Origin of the sequence: Micromonospora halophytica (assembly GCF_900090245.1) — a bacterium.
GTDB classification, from domain to species: domain Bacteria; phylum Actinomycetota; class Actinomycetes; order Mycobacteriales; family Micromonosporaceae; genus Micromonospora; species Micromonospora halophytica.
In genome coordinates, this window is record NZ_FMDN01000004.1 from 57,441 (window position 1) to 80,158 (window position 22,718).

Below are 22,718 nucleotides of genomic sequence, written 5' to 3' on the forward strand. Positions count from 1 at the left end.
GGCCGGTGAGCGGTCAGGCGATGCCGGCGGACGAGGCGGGCGAACCGTCCCCGGACGGGTCGTCATCCTCCGGGCGGGGCGCCCGGCGCAGCAGGCCGGGCCCGGCCGAGGCCGGTGGCCCGACGGGCTCGACGGTCACCGCCGGCACGGGGATCTCCACCGGGTCCCCCGCCGCCGAGCCACCCGGCACCGGGTCGATCGGGTCGCTCGTCAGCTGGCCGACCAGCGCCGCCGCGCCGCCCGCCACCAGGCCCGTCGGCCCGGCCGGCAGGCTTGTTCCCGGGCCGGTGGGCCCGGCCGGCTCGCCGGTACGCGCCCCGGTGGCCGGGCGCGGCTCCCCCGTCGGCTCGGCGCTGTCGGTCGGGGCGACGACCGCGGCGAGGTTCGGCGACCCCGTACGGCGCAACCGCTGCGGCGGCGGGGACGGCGGCAGCAGCCGGGGCGGCACCGCCTCCGGCGCGGACACCGGGGCCAGCCCGGCGACCACCGTGTTGACGATCTCGGCGGCGTACGAGCCGTCCGGGTCGTAGTCGGGGTCGAAGACGGTCAGCTCGACGCCGAGGCAGTGCGGGGTGTCGACCAGGCCGGCGAGGAGGATTTCCAGTTCGGCGAAGGCGATCCCGCCCGGGTCCGGCGCGTCCACCGCCGGCATGACCGCCGGGTCGAGCACGTCCACGTCGATGTGCACCCAGTAACCGGCGCAGTCGGCCAACTGCTCGTGCGCCCACTGGGCGGTCCGCGCGGCCCCCTCGGCGCGCAGCGCCGGCACCGGGCGGGTGGTGATCCCGGCGGCCTGCAGGTCGAGGCGGTACTCGTCCTGGGCCCGGATGCCGAGCACCACCACGTCGATGTCGCGGAAGTAGGGACGCCGTCCCTCGATGGCGGCCAGGTCGGCCTGCCCGCGCCCGGTGACCAGGGCCAGGTCCTCCCCCGCCGCCGCCCCCACGTACGAGGCGTTGCCGGGGTGCCGGAAGTCGGAGTGGCCGTCGACGAAGACCAGCCCGATCCGCCCGCCGACCGCCTCGCCGAGCCGGTGCATGGCCAGCGCCGAGCCGAGCAGCACCGAGCAGTCGCCCCCGAGCACCAGCGGGAACTCACCCCGGTCGATGATCGCGCCGATCCGGTCGGCGAGCGCCACCGAGTACCCGGAGATCTCCCGGGCGTGGCAGACCCCGTCGCCGGGACGCCAGTCGCCCGGGTCGTACCGGGGCGGGGTGAGGCAGCCGGCGTCGCGGGCCCGCAGCCGGGCGAGCAGCCCGTGGTCGCGCAGCGCGCCGGGCGCCTTGGCACAGCCGGGGACGGAGGTGGACGTGGGCGGGCGCAGTCCGAGGTTCGTCGGCGCGTCGAGGACGGCGATCCGGCGCATCATGGGCTCCCGTCCTCGATGGTCGGGCGGGCCGGCCGGTTCGCCGGCCCGCGCTGGCGTGCTACGAACTCAGAACAGTGCGCTGGCCAGGGCTCGACGGGCCGAGGCGACGGCGGGGTCGTCCGGGCCGGCGACGGTGAAGAGCGAGACCAGGTGCTGGCGTACCTTCTCCCGGTCCTCGCCGGCGGTCCGCCGGACCAGGCCGACCAGGCGGGCGTACGCCTGCTCGGCCATGCCGCTGAGCACCTCGATGTCGGCCGCGAGGAGCTGGGCCTCGACGTCGTCGGGGGCCTGCGCGGCGGCGGTGAGCGCGGCCTGCGGGTCCGCGCCGGCGACCCGGCGGGCCAGCCCGACCTGGGCCAGGCCCGCCTCCGCCGCGGCGTCCGCCGGGGACTCGGCCAGGATCTTCCGGTACGCCCGCTCGGCGGCCTCCAGGTCGCCGCTCATCAGGGCGTCGTCGGCCTCGTCGAGGCGGGGGTCCTCCGGCTCGGCGACGGTGACGCCACCGGCCTTGAGGACGGCCTGGAGCCACTGGCGGAGCTGGGCCTCCGGCACCACGCCGGAGAAGGCGTCGACGGGCTGACCGCCGACGACCGCGTAGACCATCGGAATGCCCTGCACCCGGAACATCTGGGCGATGCGCGGGTTGGCGTCCACGTCGACCTTGGCGAGCACCCAGGCCCCGCCGCCCTCGACGGCCAGCCGCTCCAGCACCGGGGAGAGCTGCTTGCAGGGCTCGCACCACTCGGCCCAGAAGTCGACGACCACGGGTGTGCTGAGCGAGCGCTCCAGGACCTCGGACTGGAAGGTCGCCTCGGTCACGTCGATCACGGCCGCCGCGCCGGCGGGGCCACCCGGCAGACCGGTGGGCGGACCGGCCTGGGCCGGTGTGGTGGGACGGGGATTGGCCGGCGGTGTGCTGCGCAGTGCACTGAGGTCGACCGCGCCGCGGGTGAAGATCGACGAAGTCATCCGTGGGTCGCTCATGGTTACCTAGTCTCGCACGGACCGCGCCGAACTCGGATCAAGCGCGACCGCGACAGTTGCCACTCTCACCGCTGCTCATGAGCCCTCCACCGCCTGCGACCACGGCAGACCCGGAGCACCCCCACGACCGCGCCACAGGCGTCGGGGAAATGTCGCTGATGCGACATCCACCCGGCCTCGACGGCGCGGTCGCGAGGGCGGCGACGGTCAGAAGCGGGCGGGCTCGCGGTACACGCCCCACTCGGCGCGCAGCGCGTCGCAGATCTCGCCGAGGGTGGCCTCGGCCCGGACGGCGTCGAGCATCGCCGGGATCATGTTCCCGTCGGTACGGCTGACCTCGACCATCCGGGCCACCGCCGCCGCGACGGCCGACTCGTCCCGGGCGGCCTTGCGCTCGGCCAGCACGCGGCGCTGCTCCAGCTCCACCTCGTGCGAGATGCGCAGGATCTCCAGGTCCTTGGCGACCGTGCCGGTGTGGCAGTTGACCCCGACGATCTTCTTGTCGCCCTTCTCCAGCGCCTGCTGGTGGACGAAGGCCGACTCGGCGATGTGGCCGGTGAACCAGCCGTCCTCGATGCCGCGCAGGATGCCGGAGGTCATCGGGCCGATCTGGTGCGGGCCCTCGCCGCCGAGCTGCCGGATCCGGGCGAAGATCTCCTCCGCCTCGGCCTCGATCTTGTCGGTCAGCGCCTCGACGTACCAGGAGCCGCCCAGCGGGTCGGCCACGTTGGTCACGCCGGTCTCCTCCATCAGCACCTGCTGGGTACGCAGGGCGATCTCGGCGGACTCGTCGGTGGGCAGGGCGAGGGTCTCGTCGAGGGCGTTGGTGTGCAGCGAGTTGGTCCCGCCGAGCACCGCGGCCAGCGCCTCGACGGCGGTGCGCACCACGTTGTTGACCGGCTGCTGGGCGGTCAGCGACACTCCGGCGGTCTGCGTGTGGAACCGCAGCCAGAGCGCCTTCTCGCTGGTGGCGCCGTAGACGTCGCGCAGCCAGCGGGCCCAGATCCGGCGGGCGGCGCGGAACTTGGCGATCTCCTCGAAGAAGTCCACGTGCGAGTCGAAGAAGAAGCTGAGGCCGGGGGCGAAGACGTTGACGTCCAGCCCGCGCGACAGCCCCAGCTCGACGTAGCCGAACCCGTCGGCCAGGGTGTACGCCAGTTCCTGCGCGGCCGTCGAGCCGGCCTCGCGGATGTGGTAGCCGGAGACCGAGAGCGGTTTGTACCGGGGGATCTCCCGGGCGCAGTACTCCATCAGGTCGCCGATCAGGCGCAGGTGCGGCTCGGGGTCGAAGAGCCACTCCTTCTGCGCGATGTACTCCTTGAAGATGTCGGTCTGCAGGGTGCCGTCCAGGGTGGACACATCGACGCCCTGCCGCTCGGCGGCGACCAGGTACATGCAGAAGACCGGCACGGCCGGGCCGGAGATGGTCATCGAGGTGGTGACGCCGCCCAGGTCGATGCCGTCGAAGAGCACCTCCATGTCGGCGGCGCTGTCCACCGCGACGCCGCAGTGCCCGACCTCGCCGAGCGACTGCGGGTCGTCGGAGTCCCGCCCCATCAGGGTGGGCATGTCGAAGGCGACGGAGAGGCCGCCGCCCCCGGCGCCCAGGATCATCTTGTAGCGTTCGTTGGTCTGCTGGGCGTTGCCGAACCCGGCGAACTGCCGGATCGTCCAGGTCCGTCCGCGGTAGCCGGTCGGGTGCAGGCCCCGGGTGTACGGGTACTCGCCCGGCCAGCCGATCCGGTCGAAGCCCGGGTACGCCACGCCCTCCGGCGGGCCGTAGACCGGGTCCACGGTCATCCCGGACAGGGTGGTGAAGTCCGCGTCCCGCTTGCGCGCGGCGTCGTAGCGGGCCTGCCAGCGTGCCCGTCCGGCGGCGATCTCGTCGGCGTTCATCCGCGGAGCTCCTCCTCGAGTCCTCGACTGCAGACCGAGTGTAGAACGGAGTCCTGAACGATCGCTAAGGAAGTTTGTACCCGTCGGTAACCTGCTCAGGCCGGCGGCACCTCCATGGCCACGTCGTCCACCCGGATGTTGATCTCGTCGGCCCGCAGCCCGTACGCCTCGACCGCGGCCGTCACCGCCACCCGCACCGCGTCGGTCACCTGCGGGACCGGATGGCCTGCGGAGATCACCAGCACCAGGTTGACCACCGCCGCGCCGTTGCTGACGTGCGCCGAGCAGCCCCGCCGGGCGTCACCGACCTGGTCCAGGCCGACCTTGTCGAGCACCGCGTTGAAGAACCGGGCCACGTCGCCGCCGAGCTCGGCCACCCCGGGCACGGACCGCGCGGCGGCCACCGCGATCTTCTCCACCACCTCGTCGGAGACGTGCGTCGTGCCGCCCGCCACCGCGTCCGGCGTCACCGACAGTTCCTGGGTCGCCTCGTCAGCCATGCTCTCCCCACAACGTCGCACCGCCCCACGTCAGCCGTGGGGCGGTGCGAGCGTACAAGGTGGAGCCGATCCGCAGTGGACCGCTCAGGTGCCGAGCTGGGACAGCAGCTCGTCCGCCGCCGCGTACGGGTCGATCGCGCCCTCGGCCACCTTGGCGGCCAGAGTCGGCAGCTCCGTACCGTCGCGCAGCGAGCCGATCCGGTCGCGCAGCACGCCGAGCGCGATCGCCTCGATCTCGGCGGCGGCCCGCGCCTCCCGGCGTCGGCGCAGTTCGCCGTGCTGCTCCAGCCAGCCGCGGTGCTTGTCGATCGCGGCCGCGATGTCGTCGATGCCCTCGCCCCGCGCGGCGATCGAGCGGACCACCTGCGGCCGCCACTCGCCCGGCCCCCGCTCGCCGAGAGCGATCATGCCCTGGATGTCGCGGACGGTGGCGTCCGCGCCGTCCCGGTCGGCCTTGTTGACCACGAAGACGTCGGCGATCTCCAGGATGCCGGCCTTGACCGCCTGGATCGCGTCGCCCATGCCCGGGGCGAGCAGCACCAGCGTGGTGTCCGCCAGGGAGGCCACCTCGACCTCGGCCTGCCCGACGCCGACGGTCTCCACCAGCACCACGTCGCAGCCGGCGCCCTCCAGGACCCGTACCGCCTGAGGCGTGGCCGCGGAGAGGCCGCCCAGGTGGCCCCGGCTGGACATCGATCGGATGTAGACGCCCGGGTCGGTGGCGTGGTCCTGCATCCGGACCCGGTCGCCGAGGATCGCCCCGCCGGTGAACGGGCTGGACGGGTCGATGGCCAGCACGCCCACCCGGTGCCCGCGCGCCCGCAGCGCCCGGACCAACTCGTTGGTGGTGGTCGACTTGCCCACCCCGGGAGAGCCGGTCAGCCCCACCACCTGCGCCTGACCGGCGTACGGCGCGAGCGCCGCCGCGACCTGCGGCAGCACCTCGTCACCGGACTCGACCAGGGTGATCAGGCGGGCCACCGCGCGGGGGTCGCCCGCGCGGGCCCGCTGCACCAGCATGGGCACGTCCCGGCTGCGGCGCACCGGGCCGGTGGCCGTCGCCGGGACGTTCTCGATCGTTTCGCTCACTGGTTGGTCTCGGTGCCGTTCGGGACGTGGATGATCAGCGCGTCGCCCTGGCCACCGCCGCCGCACAGCGCCGCCGCACCGGTGCCGCCGCCCCGGCGCTTGAGCTCCAGCGCGAGGGTGAGCACCAGCCGCGCGCCGGACATGCCGATCGGGTGGCCCAGCGCGATCGCGCCGCCGTTGACGTTGACCTTGTCCGGGCTGATGCCCAGGTCGCGGGTGGACTGGATGCCGACCGCCGCGAACGCCTCGTTGATCTCGACGAGGTCGATGTCCTCGATGCTCAGCCCACCCTTCTTCAGGGCGTGGTTGATCGCATTCGACGGCTGCGAGTGCAGGGAGTTGTCCGGGCCGGCCACGTTGCCGTGCGCGCCGATCTCGGCCAGCCAGGTCAGCCCCAGCTCCTTGGCCTTGGCCTTGCTCATGACGACCACCGCGGCGGCGCCGTCGGAGATCGGCGAGGAGCTGCCGGCGGTGATGGTGCCGTCCTTGGCGAACGCCGGGCGCAGCCGGCCCAGCGACTCGGCGGTGGTGTCCGGCCGGATCCCCTCGTCCTCGCTGATCACCAGCGGGTCGCCCTTGCGCTGGGGGATGACCACCGGGGTGATCTCGTCGGCGAAGTGGCCGTTCTTCTGTGCGGCGGCGGCCCGCTGGTGGCTGGCCGCGGAGAAGGCGTCCTGCTCCTCGCGGGTGATGCCGTGCTTCGCGCCGTGCCGCTCGGTGGACTCGCCCATCGAGCAGCAGTCCCAGGCGTCGGTGAGCCCGTCGAGCGCCATGTGGTCCTTGATGGTGACGTCGCCGTACTTGTAGCCGGAACGCTGCCCGAGCAGCAGGTGCGGGGCGTTGGTCATCGACTCCATGCCGCCGGCCACCACGATGTCGAACTCGCCGGCCCGGATGAGCTGGTCGGCCAGGGCGATCGCGTCCAGGCCGGAGAGGCAGACCTTGTTGATGGTCAACGCCGGGGTGGACATCGGGATGCCGGCCTCGACGGCGGCCTGCCGGGCGGGGATCTGCCCGGTGCCCGCCTGGAGCACCTGACCCATGATCACGTACTGCACCTGGTCCGGGGCGACACCGGCCCGCTCCAGCGCCGCCCTGATCGCGATACCGCCGAGCTTCGTCGCCGGAAGGTCCTTGAGGTTGCCCAGCAGGCGCCCCATCGGGGTCCGCGCGCCGCTGACGATCACCGAAGCCATTGCCTGCCTCCGAGGGGTGCCGACCTGTCGCCTTAACGATTGTTCGGTCAGACTAACGCCATGGCTGAGAACTCCCCCGTCGAGCCCGCTGCCGACTATGTCACAGACATCGGCCTGCGCCGCATCGACCACGTCGGGGTCGCGGTCGCCGACCTCGACGCCGCGATCGACTTCTACCAGCGGACCTTCGGCATGCGCTGCGTGCACACCGAGACCAACACCGAGCAGGGCGTACGCGAGGCGATGCTGGCCGTCGGCCCGACGGCCGAGGGCGGCTTCGTGCAGCTGCTCGCCCCGCTGAGCCCGGAGTCGACCATCGCGAAGTTCCTGGACCGCAGGGGTCCGGGCATGCAGCAGGTGGCGTACACGGTGGCGGACATCGACGCCGCCTGCGCGGCGCTGCGCGAGCGGGGCGTACGGCTGCTCTACGAGACCCCGAAGCGGGGCACCTCGGACTCGCGGGTCAACTTCGTGCACCCGAAGGACGCCGGTGGCGTCCTGGTCGAGCTGGTCGAGCCGGCCGGGGGCCACTGACCGCCCGCTCGCCCACCCCGCAGGTCGGGGCGCCGCACGGCGCCCCGACCTGCTCTTCCGGCGTCGTACCGACTGCCGTCCCAGTAGGTGGGAGGACGCGCGGCGGTGCGCGGTGCGGCGTTCCCACGGACAGCTCCACGCACGGCGCAATGCACTTTTTCACACAGGACTTCCGACCCTAGCTACCGTTCAGTAACGTCCGGCGGCACAGGAACGCGACCGGTGCCGGATGTGTCGATGGCCGACATGGCGGTCGGTCGCACCGGCGCCGACGATGGCAACAGCCCGTGCCCGGCGTGCGGGTGCGGACGAACGGGAGGTCACCGTGCAGGACATCCTCGAAGCGATCATGGCGGCAGAGGGCTCGGACCAGCCGGAGCGCGAACTGGCCGGCCTCGCCGGCCTGCCCGTGCCGGAGAGCTACCGGGGCATGGTCGTCCGCGCCGACGAGACCCGGATGTTCGACGGGCTGGCCACCCGGGACAAGGACCCGCGCAAGGCGCTGCACCTGCAGGAGGTGCCCACCCCGGAACTCGGCCCGGGCGAGGCGCTGGTCGCGGTGATGGCCAGCGCGATCAACTACAACACGGTCTGGACCAGCATCTTCGAGCCGCTGCCGACCTTCAAGTTCCTCCAGCGCTACGGCCGGCTCTCCGAGCTGACCCGCCGGCACGACCTGCCGTACCACGTGGTCGGCTCCGACGCCGCCGGCGTGGTGCTGCGTACCGGCCCCGGGGTGACGAAGTGGAAGGCCGGCGACGAGGTCGTCGCCCACTGCCTCTCCGTCGAACTGGAGGACGCGGCCGGTCACGACGACACCATGCTCGACCCGCAGCAGCGGATCTGGGGCTTCGAGACCAACTTCGGCGGCCTCGCCGAGCTGTGCGTGGTCAAGGCCAACCAGCTGATGCCGAAGCCGCGCCACCTGAGCTGGGAGGAGGCGGCGAGCCCGGGCCTGGTCAACTCGACCGCGTACCGGCAGCTCGTCTCCCACCACGGCGCGAACATGAAGCAGGGCGACGTGGTGCTGATCTGGGGCGCCTCCGGCGGCCTGGGCAGCTATGCCACCCAGATGGCGCTCAACGGCGGCGCGATCCCGGTCTGCGTGGTCTCCTCGCCGGAGAAGGCCGAGCTGTGCCGGTCGATGGGGGCCGAGCTGGTCATCGACCGTTCCGCGGAGGGCTTCCGGTTCTGGAAGGACGAGCACACCCAGGACCAGGACGAGTGGCGCCGCTTCGGCGAGCGGATCCGCGAGCTGACCGGCGGCGACGACCCGGACATCGTCTTCGAGCACCCCGGCCGGGAGACCTTCGGCGCCAGCGTCTTCGTCGCCAAGAAGGGCGGCACCATCGTCACCTGTGCCTCCACCAGCGGCTACCAGCACCAGTACGACAACCGCTACCTGTGGATGCACCTCAAGCGGATCGTCGGCAGCCACTTCGCCAACTACCGCGAGGCGTGGGAGGCCAACCGACTGGTGTCGCTCGGCCTGATCCACCCGACGGTGTCGAGGACCTACCCGCTGGAGCAGACCGGCCAGGCGGCGTACGAGGTGCACCGCAACGCGCACCAGGGCAAGGTCGGCGTGCGCTGCCTCGCCCCCGCCGACGGCCTCGGCGTCCGGGACCCGCAGATGCGGGCCCGGCACGAGAGCGCAATCAACCGGTTCCGCGGCCACTGAGCCGTCCGGGTGACGCCGGGTCGCCCATTGCGGTGAGGAGGCCATTGCCTTTCCACCGTGACCCGGACACCCATTCGAGTGAGGTCGGACAAAGGGCCGCGGGCACCGCCCGCGGCCCATTTCCCGCTCACTTTGCGTGACGTCCGGCCCGCCCGGGAGCTGCCAAGATCGTCATTCGGGACGATCTCCCGGCGTGGGCCGGTGGACCAGGTAATGACGACACGAAAGCTCGGGACCGCTCTTGCGAACGACCCCGGGGGGTCTGCGAGTATGTCCCAATGCCCCAGCAGCAGTCCTCCCCTCTCGCGTTCTTCGATAACGCGAACTCGCAGCCGGATTTCACCGTCGGCCTGCGCGGATACAACACCCACCAGGTTGACGACTTCATCGGCCGGATGACCGCGGCGCTGACCCAGTCGGAGCAGGCCCGGGCCGAGGCCGAGCAGCGGATGAACGACGCCCAGCGTCGCCTCCGCCAGGCCGAGCAGCGCCAGAGCGCGCTCGAGCAGAAGCTCACCGACACCAACAAGCAGCTCGAGGAGAACAGCCGGCCCACCCTCTCCGGCCTGGGCACCAGGGTCGAGCAGATCCTCCGGCTGGCCGAGGAGCAGGCCAACGACCACCGCAACGAGGCCAAGCGGGAGTCGGAGGGCATCCTCTCCGCGGCCCGCCTCGAGGCGCGGGAGATCACCGACAAGGCGCGGGCCGAGGCGGCCGCCATGAAGGCCACCGCCGAGCGGGAGGCGGGCAACGTCCGCACCGTCGCCGAGCGCGAGGCCGCCGAGGTGCGGGTGCAGGCCCGCCGCGAGGCCGACACGCTGCGCGCCGACGCCGAGCGGGAGACCAAGCAGCTACGCACGGTCACCGCCCACGAGGTGGCCGAGCTGAAGTCCACCGTCGAGCGCGAGGTCGCCACCCTGCGGGCCACCGCCGAGCGGGAGATCACCCAGCAGCGGGCCAAGGCGGCCCGCGAGGCCGAGGAGAAGCGGGCCGAGGCGACCAAGCTGCTCACCGACGCCCGGGACAAGCGGGACAAGGACCTCCAGGCCCTGGAGCTCCAGCTCGCCGAGCGGCGCGAGAAGGCCGAGCGCGAGGAGTCGGAGCGGCACGCCGCCCAGGTCGCGCAGACCCAGAAGCTGGTCGGCGAGGCCGAGCAGCGCGCCCACGCCGCGCAGGAGCGGGCCAAGGAGATCGAGCAGCGGGCCGAGGCGCGCCGGGTCGAGTCCGAGCGCACCGCCGCCGAGACGGTCGAGAAGGCCAAGGCACTGGCCGAGAAGACGCTGAGCGAGGCCAAGGCCGAGGCGAAGCGGCTGCTCACCGAGGCGCGCACCGAGGCGGAGCTGACCACCCAGGCCGCCCGCCGCGAGGTCGAGGACCTCACCCGCCAGAAGGACGCCGTCACCTCCCAGCTCGGGCAGATGCTCTCCGGCCTGGCCGGCATCGTGCCGGGCGTGCCGGCGCAGCAGCAGGCCGCCGCGCCGGCCAAGCCGGCGCCGGCCAAGGCCGACGCCGAGCAGCAGGCGACCGCGGAGACCGCCAGCTGACCCACCGCACGTCCGGGGCATGAGTGACGCGGCGCGGGGTGACACCGGGTGACCGGTGGCACCCCGCGCCGTATCCGTTCGCCCACCCGCTGGGACCGGCGTGCCGGACACCAGTGAAGTAGGTCCCAACAGGGGCGTCCGTATCGCCCCAGGAGGGCCGGATGCGTGTGAGGATGGGGGCATGTCGCACGGCGAGGAACTGTTCGCTCTCGGCGGGGACGTGACCACGGAGCCCAGCTTCGAGTCCGCCCTGCGGGGGTACGAGAAACGACAGGTCGACCGGTACGTCGCTCGTGCGGAGCACGAGATCGCCACCCTGACGGCCGAGCGGGAGCAGGCGTACACCCAGATCCACAAGCTGGCCGGTCAGGTCGAGCACCTCCAGCGCGACCTGGCCCAGGTACGCAGACAGGCCGCCGTGGTGGACCGGGCCTCCTTCAAGCACCTCGGGCCCCGGGTCGAACAGATCCTCGCCCTCGCCGAGGAGCAGGCCGACGCCATCCTGGCCACCGCGAACGAGGAGATCGACGCCCGCCGCGCCGCCGCCGAGCACATCATCGACGAGGCCCGGGAACAGGCCGCCCGGGCGCTGAAGGACTTCGAGATCGCGCTCGCCGCGCGACGCGCCGAGGAGGAGCGGCACACCGCCGCCCGCAAGGCCGAGGCGGACGCCACCGTGAAGTCCGCCAAGGAGGACGCGGCCCGCCTGCGGGCGACCGCCCAGGACGAGTCCACCCGGCTGCGGACCGCCGCCCAGGAGGCGCTGAGCAAGGCCCAGCAGGAGGCCACCCAACTCCGGGACACCGCCAAGGAGATCCACAGCCGGGCCCAGCAGGAGGCCACCAAGCTGCGGGAGACGGCCAAGGAGGCCCTGGCCCGGGCGCAGCAGGAGGCCACCCAGCTCCGCGAGGCGGCCAAGGAGGTGCACGCCAAGGCCCAGCAGGAGGCCAAGCGGCTCACCGAATCCGCGGCCGAGGCGGGTCGGGCCACCCACGCCAAGGCCCTCCAGGAGGCCAAGAAGGTCGTCGACGACGCCGAGGAGGCCGCGAAGGGCACCCGGGGCCGGGCCCGGCAGGAGGCGCACCGGCTCACCACCGAGGCGGCCGAGGCGGCCAAGCGCAGCCGCGCCGAGACCGAGGCGTACGTGCAGCGGATGCGGACCGAGACCGAGGCGTACGTGCAGCAGACCCGGGCCCAGACGCAGCAGGAGCTGGGCGCCTGGCGGGCCGGGGTGGAGAAGGAGGTCAACGGCCGGCGGGAGGCCGCCGACCGGGAGCTGGCCCAGCGCCGCGCCACCGCCGAGCAGGAGTACGCCAAGCGCCGCGACGAGCTGGAGAAGCAGGTCAAGTCCAAGCAGGACGAGCTGGCCCAGCAGCACCGGACCCGGCTCGAGGAACTGGAGCGGGAGTGGACGGCGCGGCGCGACGAGATCGAGCGGGGCGCCGCCGAGGTCCGCCGGGCCGCCGAGGCCGACGCGGTGACCATGCGCCGGCAGGCCGAGGAGGAGGCCACCGCGCTGCTCCAGCAGGCCGAGCAGGAGGCCGCCGACAAGCGCCGCACGGCCGACGAGCACGTCGCCGCCTCCCGGCGGCAGTTCGAGGAGTACGCGGCCACCACCCAGCAGCACCTGGCCACCACCCAGCAGCACCTCGCCGCGACGCAGCAGGAGGCGGCGGCGAGCCGCCAACAGCTCGCGCAGGTGATGCTGGAGATCGCCCAGGCCCAGCAGCAGCTCGCCGACCTGCGGCAGGAGACCTGGCAGGCGCGGCAGGAGTCCGACGAGATCCAGCGGCAGATCACCGAGTTGAAGCTGCAGAGGATGGCCCCCGCCGCGCTCGACGGCGCGTCCCCGGGCGGCGCCCGGCCGGTGGCCGCGGTGGACGGCGGACGCCCGACGGCGGCCGTGGACGGGGACACCCCGGCGACGAACGGCGCGAAGCCGAAGTCGGGGGTGACCACCGCCGCGGACGGTGTGAACCCGACGGCGGATTCGGTGCCGGGTGGGGCGTTGAAGGCCGAGCCGGTCGGCGGGGACACCACGGCGGCCAACGGCGCCAAGCCGAAGGCCGAGCCGGTGACCACGGTCGACGGCGGGACCGCCAGCGCCGGGGTCGACGGGGAGCCGACGGTCGCGGCGGTGCCGGGCACCGGAGGTCGGGGCGCCACCCCCACGAAGATCACCAGCACCGGGGAGAGCGGCAAGCGGCCGACGAAGCCGACCACCGACGAGCGCAGCGCCAAACCCAGCACGGTCACCGTCGAGAAGGAGTGACGGACCCGCCCACCACGCCGGGTGACGGCGGGTGGCCAGGTGCTCCGGACGCCGCTACCCTGCCGGCAGGGCCCGCTGGCAGGGGTCCGCAGCGGCAGCTTCCGGCCACCGGCCGGAGCGGGACCCGGGGAGGTCCGGTGGAACAGGACGGGCCGGCTCGCGACGGCGACGAAACCTCCGGCGGACGTGCCGGGCAGGGGCCCGCACCCGGGCCCGGTGACGCGGACACGGACCCCACCGACTTCCAGGCGGCCGGACCGGTGGCGAACGGCTCGGGCCGCTTCGGCCGGCCCGGGCGACCGCTGCGCCGCAGCAGTTTCCTGGTCGGCTTCACCGGGGCGCTCGGTGTGCTGCTGGCGTACACGGTGTGGTTGGGTGTCCGCAACGCCGGCGGCATCCTCGTCCTGGTGGTGATCGCGCTCTTCCTCGCGGTGGGGCTCAACCCGGCGGTGGTCCGGCTGCGCTCCTGGGGACTGCCGCACGGGCTCGCCGTCGCCGCGGTCGTGCTCACCGTCGTCCTGCTGATCGTCGCCGGCCTGGTGGCGCTGGTCCCGCCGGTGCTCACCCAGACCGGCGAGTTCATCACCCAACTGCCCAGCTACGTGGAGGACCTGCGCCGCAACCGCACCGTCAACGACCTGGTGGAGCGGTACGACGTGATGGAGCGGGTCCAGGCCGCGGCGAACGCCGACACCGTCGGCCGGGCCCTCGGCGGGGTGCTCGGCGGCGCGCAACTGATCTTCGGCACCCTGTTCCGGGTGCTGACCGTGCTGGTGCTGACCATCTACTTCCTGGCCTACTTCGACCGGCTGCGGGACCTCGGGTACGCGCTGGTCCCCCGCTCCCGGCGGCAGCGGGTCAGCCTGATCGGTGACGAGATCCTGGCCAAGGTCGGCGCGTACATGGTGGGGGCGTTGAGCATCGCGGTGCTGGCCGGCGCGACCACCTTCACCTTCGCGCTGATCATCGGGTTGCCGTACCCGTTCGCGCTGGCGGTGGTGGTCGCGGTGACCGACCTGATCCCGCAGATCGGGGCCACCCTCGGCGCGGTGGTCGTGAGCCTGGTCGCGTTCGCCACCGGCCTGCCCGAGGGGATCGCGGCGCTGGTCTTCTTCGTGCTCTACCAGCAGGTGGAGAACTACCTCATCTACCCGAAGATCATGCGACGGTCGGTGCAGGTCAACGAGGTGGCCGCGCTGCTCGCCGCACTGCTCGGGGTGGCCCTGATGGGGGTGGTCGGCGCGCTGATCGCGATCCCGACGGTGGCCGCCGGGCAGCTCATCCTGCGCGAGGTGGTGCTGCCCCGGCAGGAGCGGCGCTGACGCTGGCAGCCAGCGGGCTCAGTCGCGCTGCGGGCCGGGGACCGGGGTGTCGGCGAAGGAGGCGACGGTCCGGTCGGCGTACGCGCTGACGTCGCCGGTCTCCACCGGGCCGTCCCAGGTGGTCGGCAGCGGCAACGGAACCGCCGGGTTGACCCGGCGGACGATCTCGTCCAGCACCGTCTCCGCGTCGCCCACCCAGAGGTGCTTCGCGCCGGGCACCCCGACCACCTCGGCCTGCGGCACCACGGCGAAGCGTTCCTTCGCCTCGGCCGGACGCAGGTAGTCGTCGAACTCCGGCACCAGCGCGGTGAGCGGCGTGCCCCGCTCGGCCCAGACGGTCAGCTCCTCGGGCGTGGAGAAGCGCAGCGGCGGGGAGAGCAGGATCGCCCCGGCGACCGCCGGGTCGCAGCCGTACTTCAACGCCAGGTCGGTGCCGAACGACCAGCCCACCAGCCAGATGTTCGGCAGCTCGTGGAACTCGGCGTACTCGATGGCGGCGTGCACGTCGAAGCGCTCGCCGACGGCGGCGTCGAAGGCGCCCTCGCTGGTGCCACGGACGCTGCTGGTGCCCCGGGTGTTGAAGCGCAGCACCGCCAGGTCGGCCAGGGCGGGCAGCCGCCAGGCAGCCTTGCGGAGGACGTGGCTGTCCATCATCCCGCCGTGCGTGGGCAGCGGATGCAGGCAGACCAGGGTGCCCACCGGCTCCCGGTCGACCGGCCGGGCCAGTTCCCCGACCAGTCTCAGGCCGTCGGCGGTGTGCAGCTCGATGTCCTCCCGCTGGCCGGGGAGGATCGACGACGCGCGGATCGGTGTGCTCACCGCTCAAGTCTGGCGCGAACTCGCCGCCGCCGCCCGCCCGGGCGCAAACAGCGTGATCCAGATCGCTCAGCCGTACCTCGGGGCGCTGCGACCGCGCTGGAGGTTCGGGGCGCGCCGGTCCCGGGCCCGCCAGCAGCCGCTGTGCCAGTGCCGCCGGTCGGTGAGGTCGCCCGCCCCGTCCGCCGGCCAGGCCACCAGGTGCGCCACGCCGGGGCGGATCTCCTGGTCACAACCGGGACAGCGGTACGTCTTGGTGGACGCGCCGCCGCTGATCCCGCGTACCTGCCAGTCGCCGTCGCGCCACTGCTGGACCGTGGGCACGCCCTGACGTGCCCGGTCGGAGTCCAGGTGGGCGGCGTCGTCCCGGCGGGGACGGTTGCGACGGGGGCTCACATCGTCAAGATTACGGTCAGTTCCAGGTCGACGGCCTGGTGAGGTCGCCGGCCAGCCGCGCCCCGCCGAGCACGACGGCCGCGTCCGCCTCGGTGAACCCCCGGTACGGCTGACCGAAGCGGGCGGTGACGTACGCCTGCGACGGTCGCGTCGTCCAGATCCTCGAAGGTCACACCCTCAAGACGCCGTCACCGGCACCGGGTGTTGACCGGAGTCAGCGGCGGGTGTGGTCGCGGAAGCCGCGACCGGTCTTGCGGCCCAGGTAGCCGGCGGTGACCAGGTGCTCCAGCAGCGGCGCGGGCGCGAAGCCCGGCTCGCGCAGCTCCAGGTACAGCTCACGCTGGATGGCCAGCGAGACGTCCAGGCCGACCACGTCGAGCAGTTCGAACGGGCCCATCGGGTAGCCGCAGCCGAGCTTCATCGCGTAATCGATGTCGTCGGCGGTGGAGTAGCTGGCCTCCAGCATCTTCACCGCGTCGTTCAGGTACGGGAAGAGCAGCGCGTTGACGATGAAGCCGGAACGGTCGCCGCAGACCACGCCGGTCTTGCCGAGCGCCGCGCAGACCGCCTTGGCGGTGGCGGTGGTCTCGGCCGAGGTGCGGATGGTCTGCACCACCTCGATCAGCGGCATGATCGGCGCCGGGTTGAAGAAGTGCAGGCCCACCACGTCGGCCGGGCGTTGGGTGGCCATCGCCACGTCGATCACCGGCAGCGAGGAGGTGGTGGTGGCGAGCACGACGCCCGGCTTGCAGATCTCGTCGAGGCTGGCGAAGAGCGCCTTCTTGACGCTCAACTCCTCGACCACCGCCTCGACCACCAGGTCGACGTCGGCCAGGTGCTCCAGCGTCGCCGACCAGTTGATCCGGCCCAGGGCGGCGTCCCGGTCGGCCTCGCTGAGCTTGCCGCGTACCACGCCCTTGTTGAGCGAGGTCTTGACCGCCTCGAAGACCTTGGCGGACTTCTCCGCGCCCCGGGTCACCGAGACGACCTCGTAGCCGGCCTTGGCGAAGACCTCGATGATGCCGGTGGCCATCGTCCCGGAGCCGACCACGCCGACCGTCATGATGCCGCGGGTGCCGTCGGCGAGCGCCGACTCCGTGGCCACGGGCGTGTGCTCGTCGGGTACGACCACCGGGGAGCCGGGCCGCTCGTAGGTGTAGAAGCCCCGGCCGGACTTGCGGCCGAGCAGGCCCGCGGTGACCATCTGCTTGATCAGCGGCACCGGGGCGTGCCGGCGGTCCCGCCCGCCGCGCCGGTACATGGTGTCCAGGATCTCGTACGCGGTGTCGAGACCGATCAGGTCCATCAGGGCGAGCGGGCCCATCGGCAGGCCGCAGCCGAGCTTCATCGCGGCGTCGATGTCCTCGCGGCTGGCGTAGTGCGACTCGAACATGCCGACGGCGTGGTTGAGGTAGCCGAAGAGCAGGGCGTTGGCGATGAAACCGGCCCGGTCGCTGATGGTGACGTCGACCTTGCCGAGGCGCTTGCAGAGCGCCTCCACGTCGGCCACCACGTCAGCGGAGGTGACCACGGTGCGGACCACCTCGACCAGCTTCATCACCGGGGCCGGGTTGAAGAAGTGGATGCCGATCACCTGGTTGGGCCGGGTGGTGGCGACCGAGATCTCGGTGACGCTCAGCGAGGAGGTGTTGGTGGCCAGGATGGCCTCGGGCTTGCAGACCCGGTCCAGCTCGGCGAAGATCCGCTGCTTGAGGTCCAGGTGCTCGGGGACGGCCTCGATGACCAGGTCGACCGAGTGCAGGGCGTCCAGCCCGACCTGGAAGTCGACCCGGGACAGCAGTGCGTCCCGGTCGGCCTCGGCGAGCTTGCCCTTGGCGACCGCCCGGTCGGTGGAGCCGGTCAGGGTGGCCCGGCCACGCTCCAGGGCGGCCCCGGAGATCTCCACCGCGACGACGTCGACGCCGTTGCGGGCGAACACCTCGACGATGCCGGCACCCATGGTGCCCAGACCCACCACACCCACACTGGTGAACTCGCGCGCCACGACCGGCCTCCCCTGGATCGACTCCGCCGCCACCGACATGAACGGCCGCTAAGGTTATGCGCCGGAGTCTGCCACGTGACGCTACGTTGTCGAGACGCCGTGGGATATTTCACGCAGTGGCTCAGTCTGTGGTCGGCGCCCCGGCCAGTGTCAGCAGCTCCGCCACGAACTCCGCCGGCCGTTCCAGGTGCGGGCTGTGCCCGCAGCCGGGGAGCACCACCTCCCGGTACGACCCGCCGGCGGCGGCGTACCGTTCCAGCACCGCCCGGGTCTGCCCGACCATCGGCTGCGGCGGGCACGCCCGCTCACCGGGCCAGCCCGGCACCATCCCGAGCGACCCCAGGTACGCCAGGTCGAACAGGGAGGTGTCGGAGACGATCACGTCGGCGTCGCCGCGTATCCAGGTGACCGGGGGCTTGACCCCGACGGCGACCAGTTCGTCGGCGATCCGGAAGCGGGCCAGGGCGTTGAGCACGCCCCGCTCTCCCGGCGCCATGCCCGGCCAGTGCGGGGACGCCACCCCGGTGCCCGGATAGTTGTCGTCGCCGACCACGGTGGACAGGACGCTGTCCAGCAGCAGGTCCTCGTCGTCGCCGAGGCTGGCCGGGTCGGCGACGTAGGCCGTCCGCAGCACGGTGCGCGGGCTGGTCGGGCCGTCGGCGCCGCGGTCCTTCCCGGCGAGCCGGGCCACGAACCCGGGGTTGGCCGTGCCACCGCCGGTGCCGGCGAGGTCGGGGGTGGTCGGGGTGCCGTCGACGTCGCGGGTGCCACCGAAGCCGTACGGGGAGACCGGGGCCTCCAGCAGCAGACCCGCCACCCGATCGGGACGGTCCACCAGCAGTCGCATCGCCACGCCCCCGCCGAGGGAGTGCCCGACCACCACCGGCCGCGCGCCGGGCGGGTAGAGCCCCGGGACGTCGAGCAGGGCGACCACGTCGTCGGTGAAGTCGGCCAGCCCTCGGGTCCCGTCCAGCGGGGCGGGCTCGGTGTCGCCGTACCCGCGCAGGTCCGGCGCGACCACCCGGAGCGTCGGCGGCAGCCGGCGGATCAGCGGCTCCCAGAAGGCGGACGAGGAGACGTTGCCGTGCACCAGCAGCACCGGCACGCCGTCCGGCGGGCCGGCGACCCGGACCCGCTGGGTGATGCCGTTGGCCGTCACGCTCCGCTGCTCGGTCTCCATCCGCGGCATGCTGCCACGGCCGGTGACCCCGGTCCATGGTGCGGCCGACCATGATCCGCCCGCCGGGGGTGGCGACCACCACCGCGGCGGCTCAGCCGGGCGGGGTCCACCGGCTCAGGCGGGGCCGTCGCCCCGGCCGACCGAGGCCACCGGCGTGCCGTCGGGCGGCCAGGCGTCCGTCGGCCCGTTGGCCGGCCCGCCCACCGGCAGCGGCACCGCCGGCCGGTGGCTGCGTCGTACGTCACCACCGCCCCCGCCGAGGAAGCGCAGCCCGACCGGGTCGGTGGTGGCCAGCGCCGGGTCGAAGAAGCGCAGCTCGGTATGGCCGAGCCGGATGACGTCGCCGTCGGCGAGCGGCTCGGCGCCGATGATCCGCCGGTCGTTGAGCCAGGTCCCGTTGGTCGATCCCAGGTCGACCAGGAGCGCCCCGGCGTCGGTCAGTCGCACCTCGGCGTGCCGCCGGCTCAGGTGCGGATCGGGCACCGCGATGTCGGCGTCGGGCGTACGCCCGATCACCTGTGGACGCAGGCTCAGCCGAAAGCTGGCCCCGCGCATAGTGCCCGCCGTCACCGTCATCACCGGCGTCAGTTCCGGATGTTCCTGCATGGACAGTCAGCTCCCCACTCACCGTCACCCCGGCTCAGCCTGCCAGTTGCGCACCGCCGCCTCACCACCCGGCCGGTCACCTCCGCGACCCCGGCCGGACAACTCACGTTGGCCGATCCGTTGCACGGCCGGACGGCCCGGCTCCGGCCCGCCACCGCTTCGCTGTCGGCGTCGACGCTTCGACGGCCGCCAGCACCCCTACCGGCGAGTAATCTCCAGGTCTAGACTTCCGTCATGACGGCTGTGCATGTTCCCGGCACCCCGGTCATCGACGATGGTCGGCTGGTTTCGACGAGCCCGGCCACCGGCGAGGAGGCCGGCCGTTTCCCCGTCGCCACCGTCGACGACGTCGCCCGCGCGGTGGACCGCGCCCGCGTCGCCGCCGACTGGTGGGCCGGGCTCGGCTTCACCGGGCGGCGGGAGCGGCTGCTGCGCTGGCGTGCCCTGCTCGCCCGGCGGATCGAGGAACTGGCGCAGCTGGTGCACGTCGAAGGCGGCAAGCCGGTCCCCGACGCGATCGTCGAGATCCTCACCGCCATCGAGCACATCGACTGGGCCGCCCGCAACGCCCGCCGCGTCCTGGGACCACGCCGGGTCCGCTCCCGGCTGATCCTCGCCGAGTTCACCGGCCACCTCGAATACCAGCCGTACGGTGTGGTCGGCGTGATCGGCCCGTGGAACTACCCGGTCTTCACCCCGATCGGCTCCGCCGCGTACGCCCTGGCGGCCGGCAACGCGGTCGTGCTCAAGCCCAGCGAGTACACCCCGGCCGTCGGGCAGTGGCTGGTCGACAGCTTCGCCGAGGTGGTCGGCGAGCAGCCGGTGCTGACCGCGGTGCACGGCCTCGGCGACGTGGGCGCGGCGCTGTGCCGCTCGGGCGTGGGCAAGCTCGCCTTCACCGGCTCGACCGTCACCGCGAAGAAGGTGATGGCCGCCTGCGCCGAGACGCTGACCCCGGTGCTGCTGGAGGCCGGCGGCAAGGACGCGATGATCGTCGACAGCGACGCCGACCTGGACGCCGCGGCCGAGGCGTGCGTCTGGGGCGCGCTGACCAACGCCGGGCAGACCTGCATCGGCATCGAGCGGGTCTACGCCGTCGACCCGGTCTTCGACGCGTTCGTCGGCAAGGTGGTCGCCAAGGCCGAGCGGCTGACCGTCGGCGCCGAGGGCGCGGACATCGGCCCGATCACCATGCCGAGCCAGCTCGACGTGATCCGCCGGCACATCGACGACGCGATCGGCGCAGGCGGACGCGCCGTGCTCGGCGGCCCGGGCGCGGTGCAGCCCCCGTACGTGCACCCGACCGTGCTGGTGGACGTACCCGAGTCCTCGGTGGCCGTCCGCGAGGAGACCTTCGGCCCCACCCTGACCATCAACCGGGTCCGCGACGCCGACGAGGCCATACGCCGGGCCAACGCCCTGTCGTACGGCCTCGGGGGTTCGGTCTTCGGGCGCCGGCGGGCGGTGGCGATCGCTCGGCGGCTGCGCTCCGGCATGGCCTCGGTCAACTCGACGCTCACCTTCGCCGGGATGTCCACCCTGCCGTTCGGCGGGGTCGGCGACTCCGGCTTCGGGCGGATCCACGGCGAGGACGGGCTGCGCGAGTTCGGCCGGGCCAAGTCGATCACCCGGCGTCGGGCCCGCTCGCTGCTGCCGTCGATGACCTTCGAGCGGACCTCGACCGACGTCGCCCGCCTGGTCAAGGCCGCCAAACTGATGTACGGCCGGCGGCGCTGACGACCCGGACAGTCAGAAGAGGGTCAGCTCGTCGCGTTCGATGCCGCGCAGCTTGTCGTAGTCGACCACCACACAGCGGATCCCCCGGTCGGTGGCGAGTACGCGGGCCTGGGGCTTGATCTCCTGCGCGGCGAAGACCCCGGTGACCGGGGCGAGCAGCGGATCGCGGTTCATCAGTTCCAGGTATCGGGTGAGCTGCTCCACGCCGTCGATCTCGCCGCGCCGCTTCACCTCGACCGCGACCGCACCGGAGTTGGCGTCCCGGCAGAGCAGGTCGACCGGGCCGATCGCGGTCATGTACTCCCGCCGGACCAGCGTGAAGCCCTCGCCGAGGGTCTCCGGGTTGGCGGCCAGCAGCTCCTGCAGGTGCGCCTCGACACCGTCCTTGCGCAGCCCCGGGTCGACGCCCAGCTCGTACGAGGTGTCCTGGAAGATCTCCTCCAGGGTGATCCTCAGTTCCTCGCCGGCCTTGTTGACCACGCGCCAGACGCCCGGTGCCTCCTCCAGCCGACAGGGCGGGCTCATCCAGTTCAACGGCTTGTACGCCCGGTCGTCCGCATGAATCGAGACCGAGCCGTCCGCCTTCACCATCAACAGTCGGGTGGCCGGCGGCAGGTGAGCCGAGAGCCGTCCGACGTAGTCCACCGAGCACTTCGCAATCACCAGCCGCACCCGACGAGGGTAGCCGAGGACCGGACCGTCGCCGGCGAGCGGCACTGGCGTGCCGGTGCGATGCTGAGACGGTGTTCGAAGTACTCACCGGCACCGGACTCGCCGCCTCGGCGGGCCTGAACGCCTACATCCCCCTGCTCACCATGGGGTTGCTCGCCCGCTACACCGGTCTGATCGACCTGCCCAGCGGCTGGCAGTGGCTCGGCAACGGCTGGGTCCTGGCGATCCTGGCGGCGTTGCTCGCCGTCGAGGTCGTCGCCGACAAGGTCCCGGTGGTCGATCACGTCAACGACGTCGTCCAGACCGTGGTCCGCCCGACCGCCGGCGGCCTGGCCTTCGGGGCGGGTGCCAGCTCAGAGACGGTGACGGTCAGCGACCCGGGCAGCTTCTTCTCGTCCAACCAGTGGGTGCCGGTGGTGACCGGTGTGGTGATCGCGCTCGGCGTGCACCTGCTCAAGTCGGCGGCCCGGCCCGTCGTCAACGCCACCACCGCCGGATTCGGCGCGCCGGTGGCGAGCACCGCCGAGGACGCGACCAGCGTGGTGGTGTCCCTGGTGGCGATCATCCTGCCGGTGCTGGTGCTGGCGTTCCTGCTCGGCCTGGTGGCCTTCCTCTTCTGGTTCCTGCGCCGCCGCGGTGACCGCCGCCGCGAACGCGAGGCGGCCCGCGCCGCCGGCTTCCGTGTCTGACCCACCCCACGGTTTCGGCGGTGGAGATGCTGCTGGCCGGCACCCCATCGGGGTGCCGGCCAGCGTGTTGTCTGTGTGGGTCAGCTGTTCCAGTGTTCGGCGACGAGGTCGGCGGCCTGCTGCTCCCACTGGGCGTAGTGGTCCGGGTAGGCCGAGACCTGCACGGTCTGGGCGGCCTGGGTCAGCGGCATGTCCTGCCACCCGTCGACCTGCTTCAGACCCTTCAGGAA

At 72.8% G+C, this 22,718-nt stretch carries 19 protein-coding genes; 7 read left to right on the forward strand and 12 right to left on the reverse strand.

The window, feature by feature from the left end:
* Positions 1–13 precede the first annotated feature (13 nt).
* The 6 genes from GA0070560_RS07755 to GA0070560_RS07780 form a co-directional block, all read right to left on the reverse strand.
* Positions 14–1,369 carry an arginase family protein gene (locus GA0070560_RS07755; RefSeq protein ID WP_245675410.1) on the reverse strand — a complete coding sequence of 452 codons (1,356 nt, stop codon included), beginning with the start codon at positions 1,367–1,369 and terminating at the stop codon, positions 14–16.
* Positions 1,370–1,435: 66 nt separating this feature from the next.
* On the reverse strand, positions 1,436–2,353 hold the full coding sequence (locus GA0070560_RS07760) for a tetratricopeptide repeat protein (protein WP_091293173.1): 918 nt from the start codon (positions 2,351–2,353) through the stop codon (positions 1,436–1,438).
* Positions 2,354–2,560: 207 nt separating this feature from the next.
* Positions 2,561–4,249: a coenzyme B12-dependent isobutyryl-CoA mutase large subunit gene (gene icmA / locus GA0070560_RS07765; RefSeq protein WP_091293175.1), complete on the reverse strand. Its 1,689-nt coding sequence runs from the start codon at positions 4,247–4,249 to the stop codon at positions 2,561–2,563.
* 95 nt (positions 4,250–4,344) lie between these two features.
* Positions 4,345–4,749, reverse strand: coding sequence for an Asp23/Gls24 family envelope stress response protein (locus tag GA0070560_RS07770; protein ID WP_091293178.1), 405 nt, complete (start codon positions 4,747–4,749; stop codon positions 4,345–4,347).
* 84 nt (positions 4,750–4,833) lie between these two features.
* Positions 4,834–5,769 carry a methylmalonyl Co-A mutase-associated GTPase MeaB gene (gene meaB, locus GA0070560_RS07775; protein ID WP_425412611.1) on the reverse strand — a complete coding sequence of 312 codons (936 nt, stop codon included), beginning with the start codon at positions 5,767–5,769 and terminating at the stop codon, positions 4,834–4,836.
* A 65-nt stretch (positions 5,770–5,834) separates the two neighbouring features.
* Positions 5,835–7,034, reverse strand: a complete 1,200-nt coding sequence (locus tag GA0070560_RS07780; protein ID WP_091293184.1) for an acetyl-CoA C-acetyltransferase — start codon at positions 7,032–7,034, stop codon at positions 5,835–5,837.
* A gap of 60 nt (positions 7,035–7,094) precedes the next feature.
* On the opposite strand from GA0070560_RS07780, the gene mce reads away from it, so the two are divergent.
* The 5 genes from mce (at position 7,095) to GA0070560_RS07805 (ending at position 14,387) form a co-directional block, all read left to right on the forward strand.
* Positions 7,095–7,568 carry a methylmalonyl-CoA epimerase gene (gene mce, locus GA0070560_RS07785; protein WP_091293186.1) on the forward strand — a complete coding sequence of 158 codons (474 nt, stop codon included), beginning with the start codon at positions 7,095–7,097 and terminating at the stop codon, positions 7,566–7,568.
* A gap of 325 nt (positions 7,569–7,893) precedes the next feature.
* Entirely contained in the window at positions 7,894–9,249 is a 1,356-nt protein-coding gene (gene ccrA, locus GA0070560_RS07790) for a crotonyl-CoA carboxylase/reductase (protein ID WP_091293189.1), read from the forward strand.
* Between the two features lie 278 nt (positions 9,250–9,527).
* Positions 9,528–10,793, forward strand: a complete 1,266-nt coding sequence (locus GA0070560_RS07795) for a coiled-coil domain-containing protein (protein ID WP_091293191.1) — start codon at positions 9,528–9,530, stop codon at positions 10,791–10,793.
* Between the two features lie 181 nt (positions 10,794–10,974).
* A complete protein-coding gene (locus GA0070560_RS07800; RefSeq protein WP_091293194.1) occupies positions 10,975–13,065 on the forward strand; it encodes a hypothetical protein in 2,091 nt (696 codons plus the stop codon).
* A gap of 260 nt (positions 13,066–13,325) precedes the next feature.
* Positions 13,326–14,387, forward strand: coding sequence for an AI-2E family transporter (locus GA0070560_RS07805; protein WP_091293684.1), 1,062 nt, complete (start codon positions 13,326–13,328; stop codon positions 14,385–14,387).
* Between the two features lie 18 nt (positions 14,388–14,405).
* Here GA0070560_RS07805 and GA0070560_RS07810 read toward each other — a convergent pair whose 3' ends face one another.
* From GA0070560_RS07810 to GA0070560_RS07830, 5 genes are all read right to left on the reverse strand, one after another.
* Positions 14,406–15,206: an alpha/beta hydrolase gene (locus GA0070560_RS07810; RefSeq protein ID WP_091293197.1), complete on the reverse strand. Its 801-nt coding sequence runs from the start codon at positions 15,204–15,206 to the stop codon at positions 14,406–14,408.
* Between the two features lie 66 nt (positions 15,207–15,272).
* A complete protein-coding gene (locus GA0070560_RS07815) occupies positions 15,273–15,599 on the reverse strand; it encodes a hypothetical protein (RefSeq protein ID WP_091293199.1) in 327 nt (108 codons plus the stop codon).
* A 214-nt stretch (positions 15,600–15,813) separates the two neighbouring features.
* Complete coding sequence (locus GA0070560_RS07820) at positions 15,814–17,604, reverse strand: 3-hydroxyacyl-CoA dehydrogenase family protein (RefSeq protein WP_091293686.1); 1,791 nt, start codon at positions 17,602–17,604, stop codon at positions 15,814–15,816.
* Between the two features lie 121 nt (positions 17,605–17,725).
* Complete coding sequence (locus GA0070560_RS07825) at positions 17,726–18,793, reverse strand: alpha/beta fold hydrolase (RefSeq protein WP_425412607.1); 1,068 nt, start codon at positions 18,791–18,793, stop codon at positions 17,726–17,728.
* Between the two features lie 105 nt (positions 18,794–18,898).
* The gene (locus tag GA0070560_RS07830; RefSeq protein ID WP_091293203.1) at positions 18,899–19,390 is read right to left on the reverse strand and encodes an FHA domain-containing protein; all 492 of its coding nucleotides are present in this window, start codon (positions 19,388–19,390) and stop codon (positions 18,899–18,901) included.
* A gap of 234 nt (positions 19,391–19,624) precedes the next feature.
* Here GA0070560_RS07830 and GA0070560_RS07835 point away from each other — a divergent pair, with 234 nt between their 5' ends.
* Positions 19,625–21,127 (forward strand): aldehyde dehydrogenase family protein, encoded by a 1,503-nt coding sequence (locus tag GA0070560_RS07835; RefSeq protein ID WP_091293205.1) that lies wholly within the window; start codon positions 19,625–19,627, stop codon positions 21,125–21,127.
* A 12-nt stretch (positions 21,128–21,139) separates the two neighbouring features.
* Here GA0070560_RS07835 and nucS read toward each other — a convergent pair whose 3' ends face one another.
* Positions 21,140–21,799, reverse strand: coding sequence for an endonuclease NucS (gene nucS, locus GA0070560_RS07840; RefSeq protein WP_088979358.1), 660 nt, complete (start codon positions 21,797–21,799; stop codon positions 21,140–21,142).
* A 71-nt stretch (positions 21,800–21,870) separates the two neighbouring features.
* Between nucS and GA0070560_RS07845 the strand changes: the two genes are divergently transcribed.
* Positions 21,871–22,488 (forward strand): DUF4126 domain-containing protein, encoded by a 618-nt coding sequence (locus GA0070560_RS07845; protein WP_091293207.1) that lies wholly within the window; start codon positions 21,871–21,873, stop codon positions 22,486–22,488.
* The last annotated feature ends 230 nt before the right edge of the window (positions 22,489–22,718 follow it).